Origin of the sequence: Paenibacillus tianmuensis, from assembly GCF_900100345.1 — a bacterium.
Taxonomy (GTDB): Bacteria; Bacillota; Bacilli; order Paenibacillales; family NBRC-103111; genus Paenibacillus_G; species Paenibacillus_G tianmuensis.
Genome location: NZ_FMTT01000052.1, coordinates 1 through 16,839 on the forward strand (window position 1 = coordinate 1; position 16,839 = coordinate 16,839).

Annotated in this window: 8 protein-coding genes and 2 pseudogenes; 4 read left to right on the forward strand and 6 right to left on the reverse strand. The window is 52.2% G+C overall.

Going from position 1 to position 16,839, the window contains the following annotated elements; all coding sequences use genetic code 11:
- Positions 1–60: 60 nt before the first annotated feature.
- Both BLO51_RS24315 and BLO51_RS28830 read right to left on the reverse strand, forming a co-directional pair.
- Positions 61–612: a TetR/AcrR family transcriptional regulator gene (locus tag BLO51_RS24315; RefSeq protein ID WP_090675972.1), complete on the reverse strand. Its 552-nt coding sequence runs from the start codon at positions 610–612 to the stop codon at positions 61–63.
- A 450-nt stretch (positions 613–1,062) separates the two neighbouring features.
- Positions 1,063–1,287: a transposase gene (locus BLO51_RS28830; RefSeq protein WP_143006973.1), complete on the reverse strand. Its 225-nt coding sequence runs from the start codon at positions 1,285–1,287 to the stop codon at positions 1,063–1,065.
- Between the two features lie 469 nt (positions 1,288–1,756).
- Between BLO51_RS28830 and BLO51_RS24325 the strand changes: the two are divergent.
- A pseudogene (locus BLO51_RS24325) lies at positions 1,757–3,605 on the forward strand (glycoside hydrolase family 19 protein).
- A 63-nt stretch (positions 3,606–3,668) separates the two neighbouring features.
- Here the strand turns inward: BLO51_RS24325 and BLO51_RS24330 are convergent.
- Positions 3,669–7,787 (reverse strand): fibronectin type III domain-containing protein, encoded by a 4,119-nt coding sequence (locus BLO51_RS24330; protein WP_245719799.1) that lies wholly within the window; start codon positions 7,785–7,787, stop codon positions 3,669–3,671.
- 100 nt (positions 7,788–7,887) lie between these two features.
- Here BLO51_RS24330 and BLO51_RS24335 point away from each other — a divergent pair.
- Positions 7,888–8,103: pseudogene (locus tag BLO51_RS24335) on the forward strand (alpha/beta hydrolase); the annotation flags it as partial.
- 129 nt (positions 8,104–8,232) lie between these two features.
- On the opposite strand, the gene BLO51_RS24340 reads toward BLO51_RS24335, so the two are convergent.
- Positions 8,233–9,195, reverse strand: coding sequence for an NADP-dependent oxidoreductase (locus tag BLO51_RS24340; RefSeq protein ID WP_090675977.1), 963 nt, complete (start codon positions 9,193–9,195; stop codon positions 8,233–8,235).
- A gap of 124 nt (positions 9,196–9,319) precedes the next feature.
- On the opposite strand from BLO51_RS24340, the gene BLO51_RS24345 reads away from it, so the two are divergent.
- Positions 9,320–12,448, forward strand: a complete 3,129-nt coding sequence (locus BLO51_RS24345) for a hybrid sensor histidine kinase/response regulator (RefSeq protein WP_167670319.1) — start codon at positions 9,320–9,322, stop codon at positions 12,446–12,448.
- 39 nt (positions 12,449–12,487) lie between these two features.
- On the opposite strand, the gene BLO51_RS24350 is transcribed toward BLO51_RS24345, so the two are convergent.
- Positions 12,488–14,320, reverse strand: a complete 1,833-nt coding sequence (locus BLO51_RS24350; RefSeq protein ID WP_090675978.1) for an SgrR family transcriptional regulator — start codon at positions 14,318–14,320, stop codon at positions 12,488–12,490.
- Between the two features lie 122 nt (positions 14,321–14,442).
- Between BLO51_RS24350 and BLO51_RS24355 the strand changes: the two genes are divergently transcribed.
- Complete coding sequence (locus BLO51_RS24355; protein WP_245719800.1) at positions 14,443–15,681, forward strand: MDR family MFS transporter; 1,239 nt, start codon at positions 14,443–14,445, stop codon at positions 15,679–15,681.
- Between the two features lie 42 nt (positions 15,682–15,723).
- Here BLO51_RS24355 and BLO51_RS24360 read toward each other — a convergent pair whose 3' ends face one another.
- Complete coding sequence (locus BLO51_RS24360; RefSeq protein WP_090675982.1) at positions 15,724–16,749, reverse strand: LLM class flavin-dependent oxidoreductase; 1,026 nt, start codon at positions 16,747–16,749, stop codon at positions 15,724–15,726.
- Positions 16,750–16,839: the final 90 nt, after the last annotated feature.

Here is a 16,839-nt window from a genome sequence, read left to right on the forward strand (position 1 = left end):
GAAAATGTGACAATAAAAAGACTTTAGGCTTCGCCTACCGAAATTCATCTCCCGCTTTCATCAAGCTTCGCAAGATTTAGAAGTGGGAGACTTCTCTCGGAGGGAAGTTAAAAATTGCACAATCTGTTTTCTATCCGATGGACTCACCGGAGCCAAGTTGAAGAGATCAGAGAAACATAATCCATCGCAAACGAGTCGAATAACTAGTGCTAATTCAGGAGGGATATTTTCTGATGCTGATTTTTCTAAAAAGGTTTGGTACTCAGTTTCCCACATGGAAAGAACTTCCCTACTTTCTGAAGTAGAACCTGCTAATACACTGGTTGCCAAACTCCAAGTACATAGAGGATCTGTCGGCAATGCAGCAACATTGAGGTAAGCCAGTGTATAACCTTTTCCTGATTTCATTTCTTCATCCATAAGGGCTTTTGTTTCTGCCAGCGCTTGTTCATTAAGGGCTCTAATTAGATCTTCCTTGTTGTGAAAATGATACAGAAAACCGCCTTTGCTAATCTCTGCAGCGGCAGCAACTGCATCTAGTGTCAAATTGTTAATGCCTTTTTCTCTAATGATATTAGTGGCTTCCTCTAAAATTCTTTCCCGTTTAGACAAATTATCTCTCCTCTAGTGCAGTGTCTACATAGTAATCTAGTTCATGTAGATACACACTATTTCGTAAAATGTGTACGGAATATTTTACGCTCGAATAGCAATTCAATGGATAAATCGCCTAAACGACTGGTAGCATCACCGCAATTTTACTCATAATTGCCTCCTCATCAATAATGATTTGCAAAGTAAGTGTACCGTCCAGACGGTTAATTGTCAAGATAGTTGTCGTGAATTCTCGAAAATAGAAAAGCTAGACTTAGGCATTTTGCTCAGCTTGAATAGCCGGCGCTTTTTCGGGATTTAGCCAAACCTCATCTTCGAGGCTCCAGTTGCGTGCAGCTCTTGACCAACGAGCGGGATGCGCAGCTTTTGCCGCCTCATAGACCTGCTTTCGGCGTTCGAAAATCTGCTCCGTGAGCCCGTCATGTCGTTGGCTTGGCGTGAGGAAGTTCAGTCCGCTACGGCGGTGCTCGGTGTTATACCAGTGAACGAAACGCAGCGCCCATTCCCGGCTTGCGTTCGATCCGCAAACCCGTTTGCGGGGTATTGCGGACGGTACTTGCACGTTCGGAATACGGATTCCGCATAGGGGTTGTTATTGCTGGCCCGCGGCCGGCTTCTGGAGGGCGTAATGCCCAAGCTGTACAACGTCTCCAGCAGGGTCGCTCCTTTCATTCCAATCCGAGTACCAGTGGCGCAGTTCACGGTAACCGCAAATTAACGACACGGCATCGTGCTGGCTGGCGCGGAACAGTCGCGGGTACACGGGCAGATTGTAAGGACTATCGGCTGCCGCGAACATGTGGAGTGTACGGCCGTAATCATATTTCTCGCGGTAACTGTCCCAGCCCCAATCGGCATCAGGATCGGAAAACCCAATTAATGGATCTGCAATATTGAGTATCTCATTTATTTGTTCAGCAGTATCCGCTTTTTTGACGTATCAAATAGGTATTCTTTCTGATGAATTAGTAATCGGTGGCGATCCTGTTTCCTTTTATATGTTTATAGTAGTAGTGATAATGTCAGTAGTTAATTTTCTTGTTGTTCTCCGTAATAAATAGTAGTTTATGTCTATATATAATAGGTTTTGGATTTAATATACTAGAAAGTGAAATTAATCCAATCGTAATAGGAGGTTAATATGAAACCTAAGTCCACCCGCAAGAAAGCGGTGCGAGCAAGCGTCGCCGCGCTGTCCGCCCTGTTGGCGCTCGCACCTTTGGAACCGGTTACAACTATCGCTTCCGCCAATGCCGGACAGCAAGCTGCCTTAGCCGCCTCGCCTTGGGTCGCCACCCAAGTGTACGTGTCCGGCAATGAGGTCAGCTATAACGGGAATATTTACCGGGCCAAATGGTGGACACAGGGCGATACACCGGGCACGAGCGACCCGTCAAGCTCGCCGTGGCAGTTGGTAGGAGCGGACACGGGCGGCGGCAACGATTCTACCCCGCCGACGGCTCCGACGAATCTCGCTTCGACGGGACAGACCGCGGACACGATCACGCTGACTTGGACTGCGGCTACGGACAACATCGCTGTGACCAGCTACGATATTTACCGCAACGGGACGAAGGTCGGCTCCTCAGCCAACGCTTCCACGCTGACCTCCACCGATATAGGGCTGCAGCAGGATACCGAATATACGTATTACGTTGCTGCAAGGGATGGCGCCAACAACACGACGGCAAGCGCGAGCATCAAAGTAAAGACGTCGCTGGGCGGTCTGACCGTCGGTCAAAGCCGCGTCCTGACCGATTCGCAAATTGCGTCGATCTGGGGCGGCATCGATCCGCAATATTCGCCGGCCAATGCCGTTGCAGCCGTGCAGAGCGCACTGCCGCAGGCAGAGTACGAAGCGCTGTTCCCGATCCGCATCGGCTCGCCGGAGTGGCATACCTTCGCCGCTTCCAAGCCGTATTACAAGCCGGGGCAAGGAGACTATTATTCGTACAACAACCTGATTGCCGCCGTATCCGAGGTGGCGAAAATCAAGTACAAACTCGAATACCGGCAGGGAGCGACTTGGAACCATCGCATATTCCGACTGGACAAGGCGACGAAGACGGAAACGCTCATCTATCAAAATGCCGATTTCAACGCTTCCTGGAACTTGACGGTGCCGATCGTCTCCAAAACCGTCGATTTCGGTTCGTTCCTCAAAGAAGGCTCTGCCGTGAACCGCAAGCGCGAGCTGGCGGCTTTCCTCGCCAATATTGCGCATGAAACGGGCGGAGGCTGGGCGACCGCGCCCGGCGGCGAGCTTCGTTGGGGCTTGTTCTGGAACGAGGAAATGACGTACATCAACAGCACCAACATTGGTTACGTGCAGACGCATGCCGATTACCCGCCGGTTGCGGGCAAATCGTATCATGGACGCGGGCCGATCCAGTTGAGCTGGAACTACAACTACGGTTTGTTCAGCGGCATTATCTACGGCAATAAAAACACGCTGCTCCAACAGCCGGAGCTCATCACGAGCGACGGTAAATTGGGCTTTATGACCGCGATTCTGTTCTGGATGACACCGCAACCGCCGAAGCCGTCGGCCCACGACGTCATGGTCGGCAATTGGACGCCTTCGGCGGAGGAAACTGCCAAAGGGCTAACCCCGCCGGGCTTCGGAATTACGATCATGATTATCAACGGCAATCTGGAGGGCAATAAAGACGAAACCGACAACCGAATCGGCCGCCGGGTCGGTCATTATCGCGACATTACGACGAAAATGGGCGTCGATATTACCGGCGAAAAGCTGAACACGCTCGGCATGAGTCCGTTCTAGCGCTCCCCCTGCACAAGAGGCTGGTCTATACCCGGGTATACTATTCAAAGAGCCGTCGCTTTTGCGACGGCGTACTTTCGGATTTGAATCGAGAGCCGGCGGATCTCTGGGCGGGAAGCATATTTTGGTAACGCGCTTCAGCTCGGTAGCCCCGGAAATTTTGACGGCTCGCGATAAAATATTCAATAAGGAGTTTGGCCGTTAAGTTTAAAGCCGACATCGCGCCCTTTATTCGAGGACGCGATGTCGGCTTCTTACAACTGTAAGCTTATTGAATCAGATCGGACTTCTGTAGAAGCCGTTGCACAATAACCGCTACTTCCGCTCTTGTGATGAATGCTTTTGGAGCCAGTTCCGTGCCGCTCCGTCCCGAAAGGAGTCCGGATTGCAAAGCGTCGGATATTCCGCTCTTGGCCCAATCCGATACCGTCCCCGCATCGGCGAAGGAGTTCAGCAACGGTTCCGCAGTTGGGGAAGACTTCGCGCTAAGCCCTGTTATGGTCATCGCTATTGCCATGATCGTCATCGCTTGTTCGCGTGTAATCTTCTCGTTCGGACGGAAGGCGCCGTCTTCGAAGCCGCTGATCAGGTTGTACGCGTATGCCGTCCCAACCGCACCACAGAACCAATCCTTCCGATCTACGTCGGAGAAAGGCTGTGCCCCTTCTTTTGCTTTTAACCCTAATCCGCGAATCAGAATCGCTGCGAACTCCGCGCGCGTAATATCTTGATCGGGATTGAACTGGCCTTGGCTGACGCCGCTCACGACCAGACGCGATCCCATGTCGTTCACGGCTTGCTGGGCCCAATGCCGCTCTACGTCTTTAAACGCAAGCGGATGCCATATAACGGAATAGACGCTATTCGTCAAACTGTTGATCTTGGCATAATACTTGCCGTTCGACAGCACGACCTTCGTCGGCACATGACGCAGCGTACCATCCGTCTCTATCGCGACTCCCGTCGTGATTTTGTTAGGATCGACGCCGTCCGGAATGGCCATGGTGCGTTCGACATAAGTTTGGAACTCGGTCACTTCAACGGTTTTGTCCTTATAAATCGCTCTTACCGCAAAATCAAGCGGCGGGGCGACAATCGCGATCGTTCCTTCGAGCGATGGAACCGGCTTTTTGGGCACGGCGATTTCAATCTGAACCTTAATATCCTGCAGCGCTGCCGATCCGCCCACCTGATTGGAGATCGATTGGATGTTGATCTGACGAGCCGGCAAACGATAAGCCGCTCGATCCGTTTTGATCTCCAATACCGCTTGCTGCGCTTCCATGCCGCTTACCATCTGCCCGGTAAGCTCTGCGATGACGACATCGGATGCGGTATTTACCGGTATCGTCACCACGGCGGATTTCCCTTCCTTGGCGAGCCTCTCTTCGAGCTTATTCCGGTCAAGCGTGACGGTCGTGACCTTCCGCGAATCGACATTCGTTACCTTGACCGTTCCCGCATTTACCGATTGTCCGTTCACAAGAACGGATGCCCCGGATGTATCGGATTCCGCTGGAGCCGAAGGCCCCGGCTGAAAAGACGCACTTCCTGTCGTCGGCGTATTGTCGCTGCTGCCGCTATCGGAGGAGCCTTCCGGCCTTACCGCGTTGGAAACGTGGGATGCGGCGCCGCTGCCGACACGGTTCGTTGCAACGACCGTAAACGTATAGGTTACGCCGTTGGTTAAGCCGGTCACCGTGACCGGGCTTCCCGCGCCGGTTGCCGTTTTGCCGCCCGGATTAGCCGTGACCGTGTAGCTTACGATGGGACTGCCTCCATCGCGGGCAGGTGGAGTGAAGGTCACGGTTGCTTCCCCGTTGCCCGCAACGGCGGTTACGTTCCTCGGCGCGCTCGGCACGGCCACAAGCGCAATCGGTGTCACGCCATTCGATGGAGTCGAAGGAGCCGAGCTTCCCGTGCCGTTCATGGCAACAACGGTAAACGTATAAGTCGTGCCGTACGTCAGGCCCGTCACCGTGATCGGACTGCCCGTGCCGCTAGCCGTCAATCCTCCTGGGCTCGAAGTTACAGTGTAGCCGGTAATGAGGCTGCCTCCGTTGCTGGCCGGCGGGGTGAAGGTCACGGTCGCTTGTGATTGTCCCTGCTCTACCACAGCCGTCACGGCCGTCGGCGCGCCGGGAACCGTAACAGGAGCTGTCGCTGGCGCTGGCGTTACGCTGTTCGATGGAAGCGAGGCATTAGAGTCCCCCAAGTCGTTTGTCGCCACGACGGTAAACGTATACGCCGTGCCGTACGTTAAGCCGGTCACCGTGATCGGACTGCCTGTACCGCTAGCCGTCAAGCCTCCCGGGCTCGAAGTTACGGTATACCCGGTGATGGCGCTGCCTCCGTCGCTAACAGGCGCCGTAAACTTCACGGTCGCTTGCAATTCGCCGTTCGCTACCTCTGCCGTTACATTCGTCGGCGCGTCCGGAGGAGTGTTCTGGCCTTCCAGCTTTTGTACCCGATGATTGTTGGAATCGGCCACGTAGACCTGCCCGCTGCTGTCCACCGCCACGCCTAACGGATTGTAGAACTCGCCTAGACCGCCTCCTGCTCCACCGCCTCTTCTCTTCCACTCTCTCCACTTTCCTGTAGCTGCCGTCAGCTTCTGGATGCGATGGTTATTGGAATCGGCCACATAGACGTTCCCGTTGCCATCTACTGCGAGGTGATACGGTTCGTCGAATCCGCCCAGGCCGCTTCCCGATCCGCCTCCGCCGCTCTTCCACTCGCTCCATACGCCTGTAGCCGCCGTCAGCTTCTGGATGCGATGGTTTTTCATATCCGCCACATAAACATTCCCGCTGCGGTCTACCGCCACACCGGTAGGATAATTAAACTCGCCCAGGGAGCTTCCGGGCTTTCCGTCGCTCTTCTTCCAGTCGCTCCATTTGCCCGTAGCTGCCGTCAGCTTCTGGATGCGGTTATTGTCGGAATCGGCCACATAGACGTTCCCGTCGCCATCTACCGCCACTCCGCTAGGGTAGTTAAACTCTCCGGGGCCGCTTCCCGCCCCTCCGCCGCTCTTCTTCCACTCACTCCATACGCCTGTAGCTACCGTCAGCTTCTGAACGCGGTGGTTATAAAAATCGGACACATAGACATTGCCGCTGCTATCCACGGCCACATCGGTCGGACCGTCGAACTCGCCCAAGCCGCTTCCGAACTGTCCATTGCTCTTCCTCCACTCGATCCATACGCGTGTCGCTGCATCGAACTTTTGAATGCGATGGTTGCCGAAGTCGGCCACGTAGGCGTTGCCTTTGCTGTCCACCGCCACGCCATTCGGATACTTGAACTCGCCCAAGCCTCCGCCAATCACCCCTCCGATGTAGATCCACTCGCTCCACGAATTGGAACGGACATCCAGCTTTTGGACGCGTGCATTGCCGGTATCGCCCACGTAGATATTGCCGCTGCCGTCCACCGCTACGCCTCTTGGATTTTTAAACGTCCCCAGACTGCTTCCCGGTACGCCAGCGCTGCTCTTCCACTCACTCCATACGCCTGAAGCTATCGTCAGCTTCTGGATGCGGTGGTTACCCGTATCGGCCACGTACACGTCGCCGCTGCCATCTACAGCTATGTCGGACGGATTGTTAAACTCGCCCAGGCCGCTTCCCGATCCGCCCCCGCCGCTCTTCCACTCGCTCCATTCCCCGGTAGCTGCCGTCAGCTTCTGGATACGATGGTTGCCCGTATCGGCCACGTAGATATTATCGCTGCCGTCTACCGACACGCGGGCCGGACCGTTAAACTCACCCCGGCCGCTTCCCGGGCCGCCCCCAGTCTTTTTCCACTCGCTCCATTCGCTCGTGGCCACCGTCAGCTTCTGGATGCGATGGTTCCCCGCATCGGCCACATAGACGTTCCCTCGGCTGTCTACGGCCACGCCCTTCGGTGACCGAAACTCGCCCAGGCCGCTTCCCGATCCGCCCCCGCTGCTTTTCCACTCGCTCCATTCCCCGGTAGCTGCCGTCAGCTTCTGGATGCGATGGTTCCCCGTATCAGCCGCGTATACGTTCCCGCTGCGGTCTACCGACACGCTGGCCGGATTGGCAAATTCGCCCAGACGGGTTCCAAAGGCTCCGGCATTTTTTCCCCATTGACTCCACAGACCCGTAGCCGCCGTCAGCTTCTGAATGCGGTTATTTCCCGTATCGGCTACATACAAATTTCCGCCGCCGTCTACTGTCAAGCCGTTCGGAGTCGAGAACGCTCCGACAACATCATTGCTGCCCCTGCCTATTTTGGCGTATTGGCTCCATTGTTCTGCCGCATGCGCGGGATCATGGAATAAGGTTACGGAGACCATCATGAATACGATCGTCCATATCCACAGCCTCCCTGCAAACGAATGGAATTCCCCTCGATTCGTCACTTGTCCTTTCCTCCTCCGAAGCTTATCTCATAGGTATAACCCCCTGCATGTTATCAGACGCTTCTCTCAAAATTCTCACAAGCTCACCATCAACGACTTTGCCGGACTCGGCCCGTTGATCAATCAGGATGTATTGCTGCTGGCCGGGGAGGAGGATCAGTACGTTCCGATCAGCCGTCTGCCGCAAATCCAGCAGGAACTGTGCAATGCGGCGACCATCACAACGAAGGTCTTTACCAGAGAAACCGGCGGTGAACAGCACTGCCAGGCCGGTCATCGTCATCTGGCTTTTAACGAAATGAAAAAGTTTCTGTAACGGTAGCCAAGCAAAGGAAAGGGTCTACCAGATTTCTGCAGAAGCAGTCTTATCTCGGCTGCTTCTTTTCTTATACTTTTCAATACAAAAGAAAAGTGGCCCTAAATGAGCCACTTCTCACCCCAATTGTCACTCGGAGGATTCTCGACTTAATACAATCTTGCCGCGTGTTCGTCCCGTCTGACTGGAAAGATGGGCTTTCCTTACTCCATCTACGGTCATCGGATAAACTTCCGAGATGAGAGGTTTCACTTTCCCTTCTTCCACAAGTTCACGAATACGATTCATATTTTTCCCGTCCGGCCGGGTAAAAACAAATTCTGTCCGAAGGCGTAGGTCTTGTTCGAGAGCATCGACAAAATCCGGACGTATAGCATCTCTGCTGCTGATAATCGTAGCCACTCCCCCACCGGGCTTCATCCATTTCAGGGCATCTCCATAAGCGGAGCCGCCTATGGTATCAAACAGGAAATCAAACTGCACTGAAGAATGGATGCTTCCCGTGTCGTAGGTCAACACTTCATCCGCTCCCAATTCACGTACATACTTAGCGTTCCGCGTGCTGGTCGTTGCTGCCACATATGCGCCACGCGCTTTCGCTATTTGGACGGCAAGGGACCCGACCCCTCCGCTGCCCGCCAAAATCAGGACACGGCTTTCCGGCCCGACCTTTCCGACCTCTTCAATAGCCTGTAGTGCCGTGAGACCGGCTAACGGGAGAGATGCAGCTTCCATATAAGTTAAACCCTTGGGCATCTTCGACACGATAGAGGCGGGAACTACGATTTGATCTGCATAAGTCCCAAAACGATCAAACAACGGGCGGAAAAACACATCGTCCCCCACGTGGAAATCTTGCACATTGGCTCCTGCGGCCATGACCGTTCCTGCCGCATCCCATCCCAAAATCAGAGGAAGCTCAAACGTGAAATCTTGCTTTAGCTTACCCTCTCGCACCTTCCAATCTACCGGATTCACACCACTCGCCTGAATGGAAATCAACAAATCATCGGGTTCAAGTTGTTTTGTCGGCAATTCAATGATTCGCAATTGGTCGACATCGCCATATTGTTCAATTCCTATGCCCTTCATTCTAAGACAGCCTCCTTCATAGTTTCATCTCCTTTATTATACATCTCCAGATGCTGGAGGAACACTTGAACATACGGAGCCGTGTTAAAGAGGAATAAGCGCTTGTTCCGTCGAACTTCTTTATATGATGCGAATGAAATATAACACCACTCCTAAGTATATAGTGACCATTATATTATTTCTCGGCATCCTCCTCGGCCTGCGCTGGACTTGGACCGGAATTTTCCCTACATTGGAGCACCCCCGCGCAATCCATGGCGTGCTCGATTTGCGTGGTGTGGACTTGGATCAATCCCCTACCATCTCCTTGGATGGCGAGTGGCAGTTTTACCCTGGCAAATTAGCCTTTCACCGGGACATGCCGTTGACGGAAAACGAAGCTCGCCCTATTCAAGTTCCGGGAGATTGGAGCAGCCAGCTGACGAATGGCTCGGATCACTCGTATGGGTACGGAACGTATCGGCTGCGCATTCTGGTCGATCCACTGAAGCAGCCTGTCGCTTTTTGGTTGCGAGACATACGGGCCTCATCCGGTGTGGAAATCAACGGGCAGGTTGAACCCGATGTTGGTAATCCTGCCGAACATGCGAATGAGTACACGCCCAAAAATATCTCTTACACGGCTTCGTACGATGCGGAAGGAGCGACTGAGCTTGAATTGCTTATTCGGGTGGCGAATTTCGACGACCCTTATAACGGCGGTATCCTGCGCTCCATCTACTTTGGCTCTCAGGCCGCGATCGACTATGCGCGCTTGTATTCCATCGGGTTTCAACTGGCTACGTTTATCGTGCTACTGCTTCACGGGATGTATGCCTTTATCCTTTATTCGTTTAACCCGCATGAACGAACGTTGATCGTTGTCTTTCTGCTGACGCTGGCAACCGGTATTTCGATTATGACCGGCCATGATAACCTGCTTTTGCTATGGCTGCCGATCAATTATACATGGGCGCTGAAGATCAAACTGATCGCCCTCCTATGGCATTCGTATTTTATTTATATCGTCTTTAGAAGGTTTTCTTCGGCTCCTCCGAAGAGTGTCGGCTTGCGGGTACTCACCGCGGCGCTCCTTGCTTATACGGGATTTCTGTTCGCCGCAAATGCGGCATGGGTGAATGGATCGGTTGACTGGGGGATATTTCACTTCTTCTACTTGGTCCCCTTCGCCTGGTTTGCTTATACGGCGGGAACCATGATCTTCGGGAAGCAAACCGTCAACGACGGCGTCTTCCTAGTGATGTCTGCAGTCGGCATTATATCGAGTTTTCTCTGGAGCCTATGGAGCTCCTATACTCCCGTTTACTATCCGATCGATATTATTGCGACGATTATCGGTTTTTCGACCTACTGGTTTAAACAATATTTCCGCAATGCCAGAGAAAACGCCGTCCTCAACGATCAGTTAAGGAAAGCCGACAAGCTGAAGGATCAATTTCTGGCCAATACGTCGCACGAGCTGAGAACGCCGCTGCATGGCATTATCAATATCGCCCAGAGCGTGGTGGTCAAAGAGAAAACGAAGCTGAACGAGCGCAACCTGAAAGACATGGAGCTGCTAATCACCATCAGCCGCCGCATGTCGCATATGCTCGGCGATCTTCTTGATGTCGCACGGCTCCAGGAGCACCGCATCGTGCTGCAGCAAGAGCCTCTGCAGATTCAATCCGTCGTACCCGGCGTCGTCGGCATGCTTCAATTTATGCTTGAGGGCAGGCCTGTCCGACTGCATATGGACATTGCGGAATCGATGCCGCCGGTCATGGCCGACGAGAAAAGGCTCGTGCAAATTTTATATAACCTGGTGCATAATGCCCTCAAATACACGGAGGAAGGAACCATCTCCGTTTCCGCCGAGACCCGAGAAGGGCATGCCTTGATTCATATCTCCGACACAGGGGTCGGCATGGACGAGAAGACCCAAGCGAGGGTGTTTCTCTCCTACGAACAAGGCTCTTATGGCATAAGCGACGGACGGGGCATCGGACTAGGGTTAAGCATCTGCAAGCAACTGGTTGAATTGCACGGCGGCGTATTGACCGTTCGCTCCGAACTTGGGAAGGGTTCTGTGCTCAGCTTTAACCTGCCGTTAGCCAACGTGTCGAGTAACCCGTCGCTGCCGCCAAAGCCTCTTCTTCAGCCTCCACAGATCACGGACACCGTGGAAGAAGTACGCGCCGGGGTAATTGCTTCGGATGCCTCCATCGGCGAATTGGCCGCTTCCGTACTTGTCCCGCCGCTTGAGAATGACGGGAAGGCGAATATTTTGGCCGTGGATGACGATCCCGTCAACTTGAATGTGCTTGTTGGCATCCTTTCATCGGAGCCGTACCGCATCACGACCGCTCAATCCGCCCGAGAGGCGCTGGAGCTGCTGGATACGCAGCAATGGGATCTGCTGATTGCCGATGTCATGATGCCGCACATGTCCGGCTACGAGTTGACACAGAAGGTAAGGGCGCAATATTCCTTATCCGAGCTTCCGGTAGTGCTGCTGACCGCGCGCAGTCAGCCTGCCGACATTTACACCGGATTCAAGTCGGGAGCCAACGATTACGTGACCAAGCCGGTAGACGCTCTGGAGCTGCAATACCGGATCAGGGCATTGATCACGCTGAAGCAATCGATCCAAGAACGTTTGCGTATGGAGGCCGCCTATCTGCAGGCACAAATTCATCCTCATTTTCTGTTCAATACGCTGAATTCCATTATGGCGCTGAGCGAGATCGACACGGAAAAAATGCGTCAGCTTGGCAATGCCTTTGCGTCCTTTTTGCGGATCAGCTTTGATTTTCTCAATAAGGGAAAGCTTGTCGAGCTGTCCCATGAGCTGGCGCTTGTGGAAGCCTACTTGTTTGTTGAACAAGAGCGGTTCGGCAGCAGGCTGTCGGTCTTATGGGAGGTTGACCCGGGCATCGACGTGCTTCTCCCCCCGCTTTCGATCCAGCCGCTGGTCGAAAATGCCGTCAAGCATGGCCTCCTTAGCCAAAGCAAAGGCGGTACGATTCGCATCCGAATTGCCCGAGAGGACGGGTTCATCCATGTTGAAGTCGCGGATGACGGCAAGGGCATGGAGCCGGACAAGGTCAGGCAGTTGTTGAATCCGCCAGCAAAAAGCAGGCGCGGAATCGGACTTTCCAATACGAATCGGCGCTTGGCGCAATTGTACGGTCAAGGCTTGTCTATTCGCAGCAAGCCGAAGGAAGGAACCACCGTATCCTTTGTCATTCCAAAGAAGCAGGCCAATCCTTAGCTCACACAGCGTGAAGGATCGGCCTGCTTTATATCACGCTCAAGGCGAGACATGCGGATGAAACCAAATCTTATGGAAGTCAAGCCAACCTGAAGCGTTAACTGTAACTCCACATAACGATTTATGAAACGAAGTATTGTTTTTCTTATGGACAAGGTACAGGACAGAATACGTTTGCCGTATTAGATATTCCATATCTGCCAGTTTATGCTGGCGTTCTTTCTCGTCAGATTCACGAAAAATAGATACGGCGGCTTTTTTTACAGCCTTCGCCACGGGTTCGTCAAACGCAGACAAAAGGTAATTTTTTTGTAAAACCATTTCCAGCTCAGATACCTCGTCATTGCTAAAAGTGTTCCCAAACAGCAGACAGTCATGTTCCGGCAAAGAATGGTGAACCGCAAATTCAGACGGATCTCTCACTTCTATTTCCATATGGACTCCAAAAGACTCGCAGCGTTCTCTAATCCAAATGGCGTCTTCCTCATGGTACGCGGTTGTAAGTAAACGGAACGTTTCACCCTGGTAACCACTCGCATTCAACATGGTCAAAATTTCCGAACGACTTACGCGGGAATGGACTGTCGTTATCTCAGAGACCGGATGGTATGGACGGAATCCCTGTGCGGGAAAAATCCGGTCGCCCCCCAACTCAGCAATCATCTGTTCTCTATCGATGATATGATGAAGAGCTTGTCGGAATTCGGGATGGTTTTGCGGACCGATCTTCCACTGGTTAAATACAAGCAGACTGCAGCAGGAGAACAACGTTTCCACGTCACACCACTCGCTGTTGCCTTTTATCCAAGCTTCCCGCTGCGCTTTGGAAGCATCCCCATTCGAAATCATAACCGATGTCCAGTCAGGCTCCTTCAAGCAGCCTGTTTCCATTTCAGGGAAGATGAGAACCTCGACACGATCCAGATGCGGCCTGCCTTGAAAATGTGCCGGGAATGCCTCCAAAATGCAGATTCCCTCATTTAGACGAACCATTCGAAAAGGGCCTGTTCCTACCGGTTTTTTCCCAAATTCCGCTTCACCTGCCCGTACAATCTCTTCGGGAACAATACTCGCGGGAATGGTAGAAAGAAGCCGCAGAAACAAATAATTCGGTTCTTTTAAACGGATTCGTACCGTTTTATGGTCCAGTACATCGATCGTCTCGATGTCTTGAAACATCCAGCTCGATTCAAATCGTTCCGGGTTCAATCGAATTCGATCCAGTGAAAAAACGACATCATGAGCAGTCAATTCCCGCCCATGATGGAACATGACGCCTTTTTTCAAATGGAACGTCCACTCTTTGGCATCAACGCTCTTTTCCCATGAATGCGCGATACAAGGTAGGACGGTTCGGCTTTCCTGATCGTATTCGACCAACGTATTGAACAACTGGCCTGCCATGTGGGCATCGAAATGATAATGAATCAATCCGGGGTCAAGCGTTAAAATCTTACGGTACATAGGAAAGCGCAGCGTATCCTGCAGCTTATTGGAAACAGCTTGTGTGGAAAAACCCATTCCTTCCGACAGCCAGTCCATAAACTGTTCTTTGACAGCAGCCGCCCCGAAACGGTTCATCAGCTCCAGCGCTTCCTTTACATCCCCCTGCTCCATTCGAAGCTTAGCTTCCCGAAGGAGGATTTCGTCCGAATCCGTAAGTAATGTCAACGCCGACGTATGACCGCGGCCCCGCCCGGCTTTCCACTCAATCCAGCCCAGCTCACAAAGTTTACGGACAATCCGTTTAGCGTATCGAGGCGTACAGTACCATATACCGGCAAGTTTGTCGACCGTAACAGAGAAGGGCTTACCCACTTCATGGCTGTTAAAATATTGGCGAAGCTCTAAAAAGTGCGGAACCGTCAACATATCGAACCTCATTTCTTACTAAAAAAGGTGATGTGATTCAATCAAATCATGCTCTTTTTATACCTTTTTTAATAGCTATACTGATGTTAAGGAAAACGAACCAACAGAGGGGGATGAATAGGATGAACATGACACGATTTCATCCGGTAGCATGGGGCGTCATTATCGGAACCTTCCTGTCACGCACAGGATTTTTTATGACACTACCATTTTTAGGTGTTTATTTGGGAAAAGTCAAGGGAATCGATCCGGCGACCGTTGGGGCCATTTTAGCACTAAGCTTATTGGTCGGAACCATGAGCAGTTTTGTTGGAGGAGCATTATCGGATCGTTTGGGCAGATATCCGGTTATGATTTTTTCGATGGCCGCATGGAGTCTTGTCATGATAGGCTTCGCCTTCGCCAACGAAACTTGGGCTTTCTTCTTATTGAGTGCGTTAAACGGTCTCTGCCGCAGTGTTTTTGAACCGACCGCCAGAGCTTTGCTGGCCGATGTAACGCCTTCCGAACATCGCGCTGACGCCTTTAATGCGAGATATTTTGCCATCAATATGGGAGGAGCTATCGGACCATTAGTAGGCTTGAAGCTTGGCGCAGGCAGTTCTTCATCGTTTTTGCCGTTTTTCGTAAGTGCTGTGATTTTTTTTATTTACGCTATCGTTTTGGTGTTTTTCATGGTAACGTTCAAGCAAAAGCTTCATGAGACATCAGCATCGATCACCATGAACCAAATGGCGCGAATTATTTTTACGGATAAAGTATTCCTCTATTTTCTTCTTGGCAATGTATTTGTAACAGGAGCCTATTCACACTTGGATACTACTTTATCGCAATATATTGGTCATGATCGGATAGAAGCGTATTCGTTTCTTTTCGTTATCAATACGCTTTCTGTATTGATACTGCAATATCCTCTTGCCAAGCTGATGAAGCGCTTCTCTTCCTTAACGGCATTAAAAGCCGGGTGTCTGTTATTTGGTTTGGGTCTGTTCGGGTTTGGGATTTTCGACAATATCTTTATGCTTGCCGTGTCGATGGTAGTTTTTACGACCGGCGAAATCTTATGCTTTGTCATTGGAGATGTGCTTATCGGTGAAATTGCACCCGAACCTTTGAGAGGGGCCTATTATGGCGCCAGCGGATTGGCATTTATCGGGCAGAGTGTTTGTGCTTGGATTGGCGGTATTTTACTGAGCGTATTAGGTTTCGGGCAAGGTCCTGTCCTATTCGCCATCCTCATGCTTTTGGCATTTATTGCATTTCCATTCTTCCATCGAGGGCAGCATCTTTGGGAACAACGGCAGGGCCTTGAGAAAACAAATAATTTGGGGTCGGGGGTCGGTTTAGAGCTTCGCAAATGATAAGATCATCTTGCGAAGCCCTTTTTAGGTTTGTGCAGTAGGTTATGGGGTGAAAAGATCGGCGACGATTTCGTAAGAACGCAGACGCGCCTGGTGATCAAACACATGGCCGACGACCATCATTTCGTCCGCTTGGGTAGCGTCCAAGAAGGCTTGCAGCTTTTGTTTCACCGTTTCCGGACTGCCAAAGATGGAGGAACCAAGCTGTTGCTGCAAGGCTTGTTTTTCGTGCTCGCTCCATAGGCTATCCATGTTGTCCACAGGCGGCTTTAGCAGCCCTTCAATGCCCCGGATCAGGTTTAGGAATTGCTGCTGCAATGTCGTGCCCAAGCGGTTCGCTTCTTCATCCGTATCCGCGGCAATGACATTGACGCCAACCATCGCATACGGCCTCTCAAGCACTTTCGAAGGCTTGAAGGTACGACGATATAATTCCATCGCCAGCACGGTGTTGGCGGGCGAAAAGTGACTGGCGAAAGCAAACGGCAGACCGAGCTGACCGGCCAGTTGTGCGCTGAAGCTGCTTGAGCCGAGCAGCCAGATAGGAATCGTGAGGCCCTCTCCCGGGATCGCCTTCACATGCATTGGACCTGAGGCCAACGATGGGTCGAAATAGGCCCGCAGCTCATCCAATTGGTCCGGGAAATCCTGGCCTCCATTCCGGATGTCACGACGCAGCGCGAGTGCGGTTCGCTGATCCGTGCCGGGTGCGCGCCCGAGACCCAGATCAATGCGTCCCGGGAACAGGGATTCAAGCGTCCCGAACTGCTCTGCAATCACCAGAGGCGAATGGTTGGGAAGCATGATCCCGCCTGAGCCCACCCGGATCGTTGATGTACCGGCCGCCACATGAGCGATCACGACAGAAGTGGCGGAGCTGGCGATAGAAGGCATATTATGGTGCTCCGCCAGCCAGTAGCGGTTGTACCCCCACTTCTCGGCATGCCGGGCAAGGTCCAGCGTGTTGCGAAAAGACTCGGCAGGACTTCCTCCCTCGACGACAGGAGACAGATCGAGCACGGAGAATGGTATATCGCTCAGTTGTTTGTTTGTTTTATTTGCAGACATATGGTTTTCCTCGATTCTTAGGATCTATTAATTCATTATATCTAGAAATGCAGATATGTCAATGTGGGGCCAATTCATAAAGAAGAGCTG

Excerpts from the sequence above, each read along its gene's own strand:
- BLO51_RS24360 (WP_090675982.1), bottom strand. The coding sequence starts at position 16,749 with ATGTCTGCAAATAAAACAAACAAACAACTGAGCGATATACCATTCTCC.
- BLO51_RS24345 (WP_167670319.1), top strand. The coding sequence starts at position 9,320 with ATGATGCGAATGAAATATAACACCACTCCTAAGTATATAGTGACCATT.
- BLO51_RS28830 (WP_143006973.1), bottom strand. The coding sequence starts at position 1,287 with ATGAAAGGAGCGACCCTGCTGGAGACGTTGTACAGCTTGGGCATTACG.
- BLO51_RS24355 (WP_245719800.1), top strand. The coding sequence starts at position 14,443 with ATGAACATGACACGATTTCATCCGGTAGCATGGGGCGTCATTATCGGA.
- BLO51_RS24340 (WP_090675977.1), bottom strand. The coding sequence starts at position 9,195 with ATGAAGGGCATAGGAATTGAACAATATGGCGATGTCGACCAATTGCGA.
- BLO51_RS24350 (WP_090675978.1), bottom strand. The coding sequence starts at position 14,320 with ATGTTGACGGTTCCGCACTTTTTAGAGCTTCGCCAATATTTTAACAGC.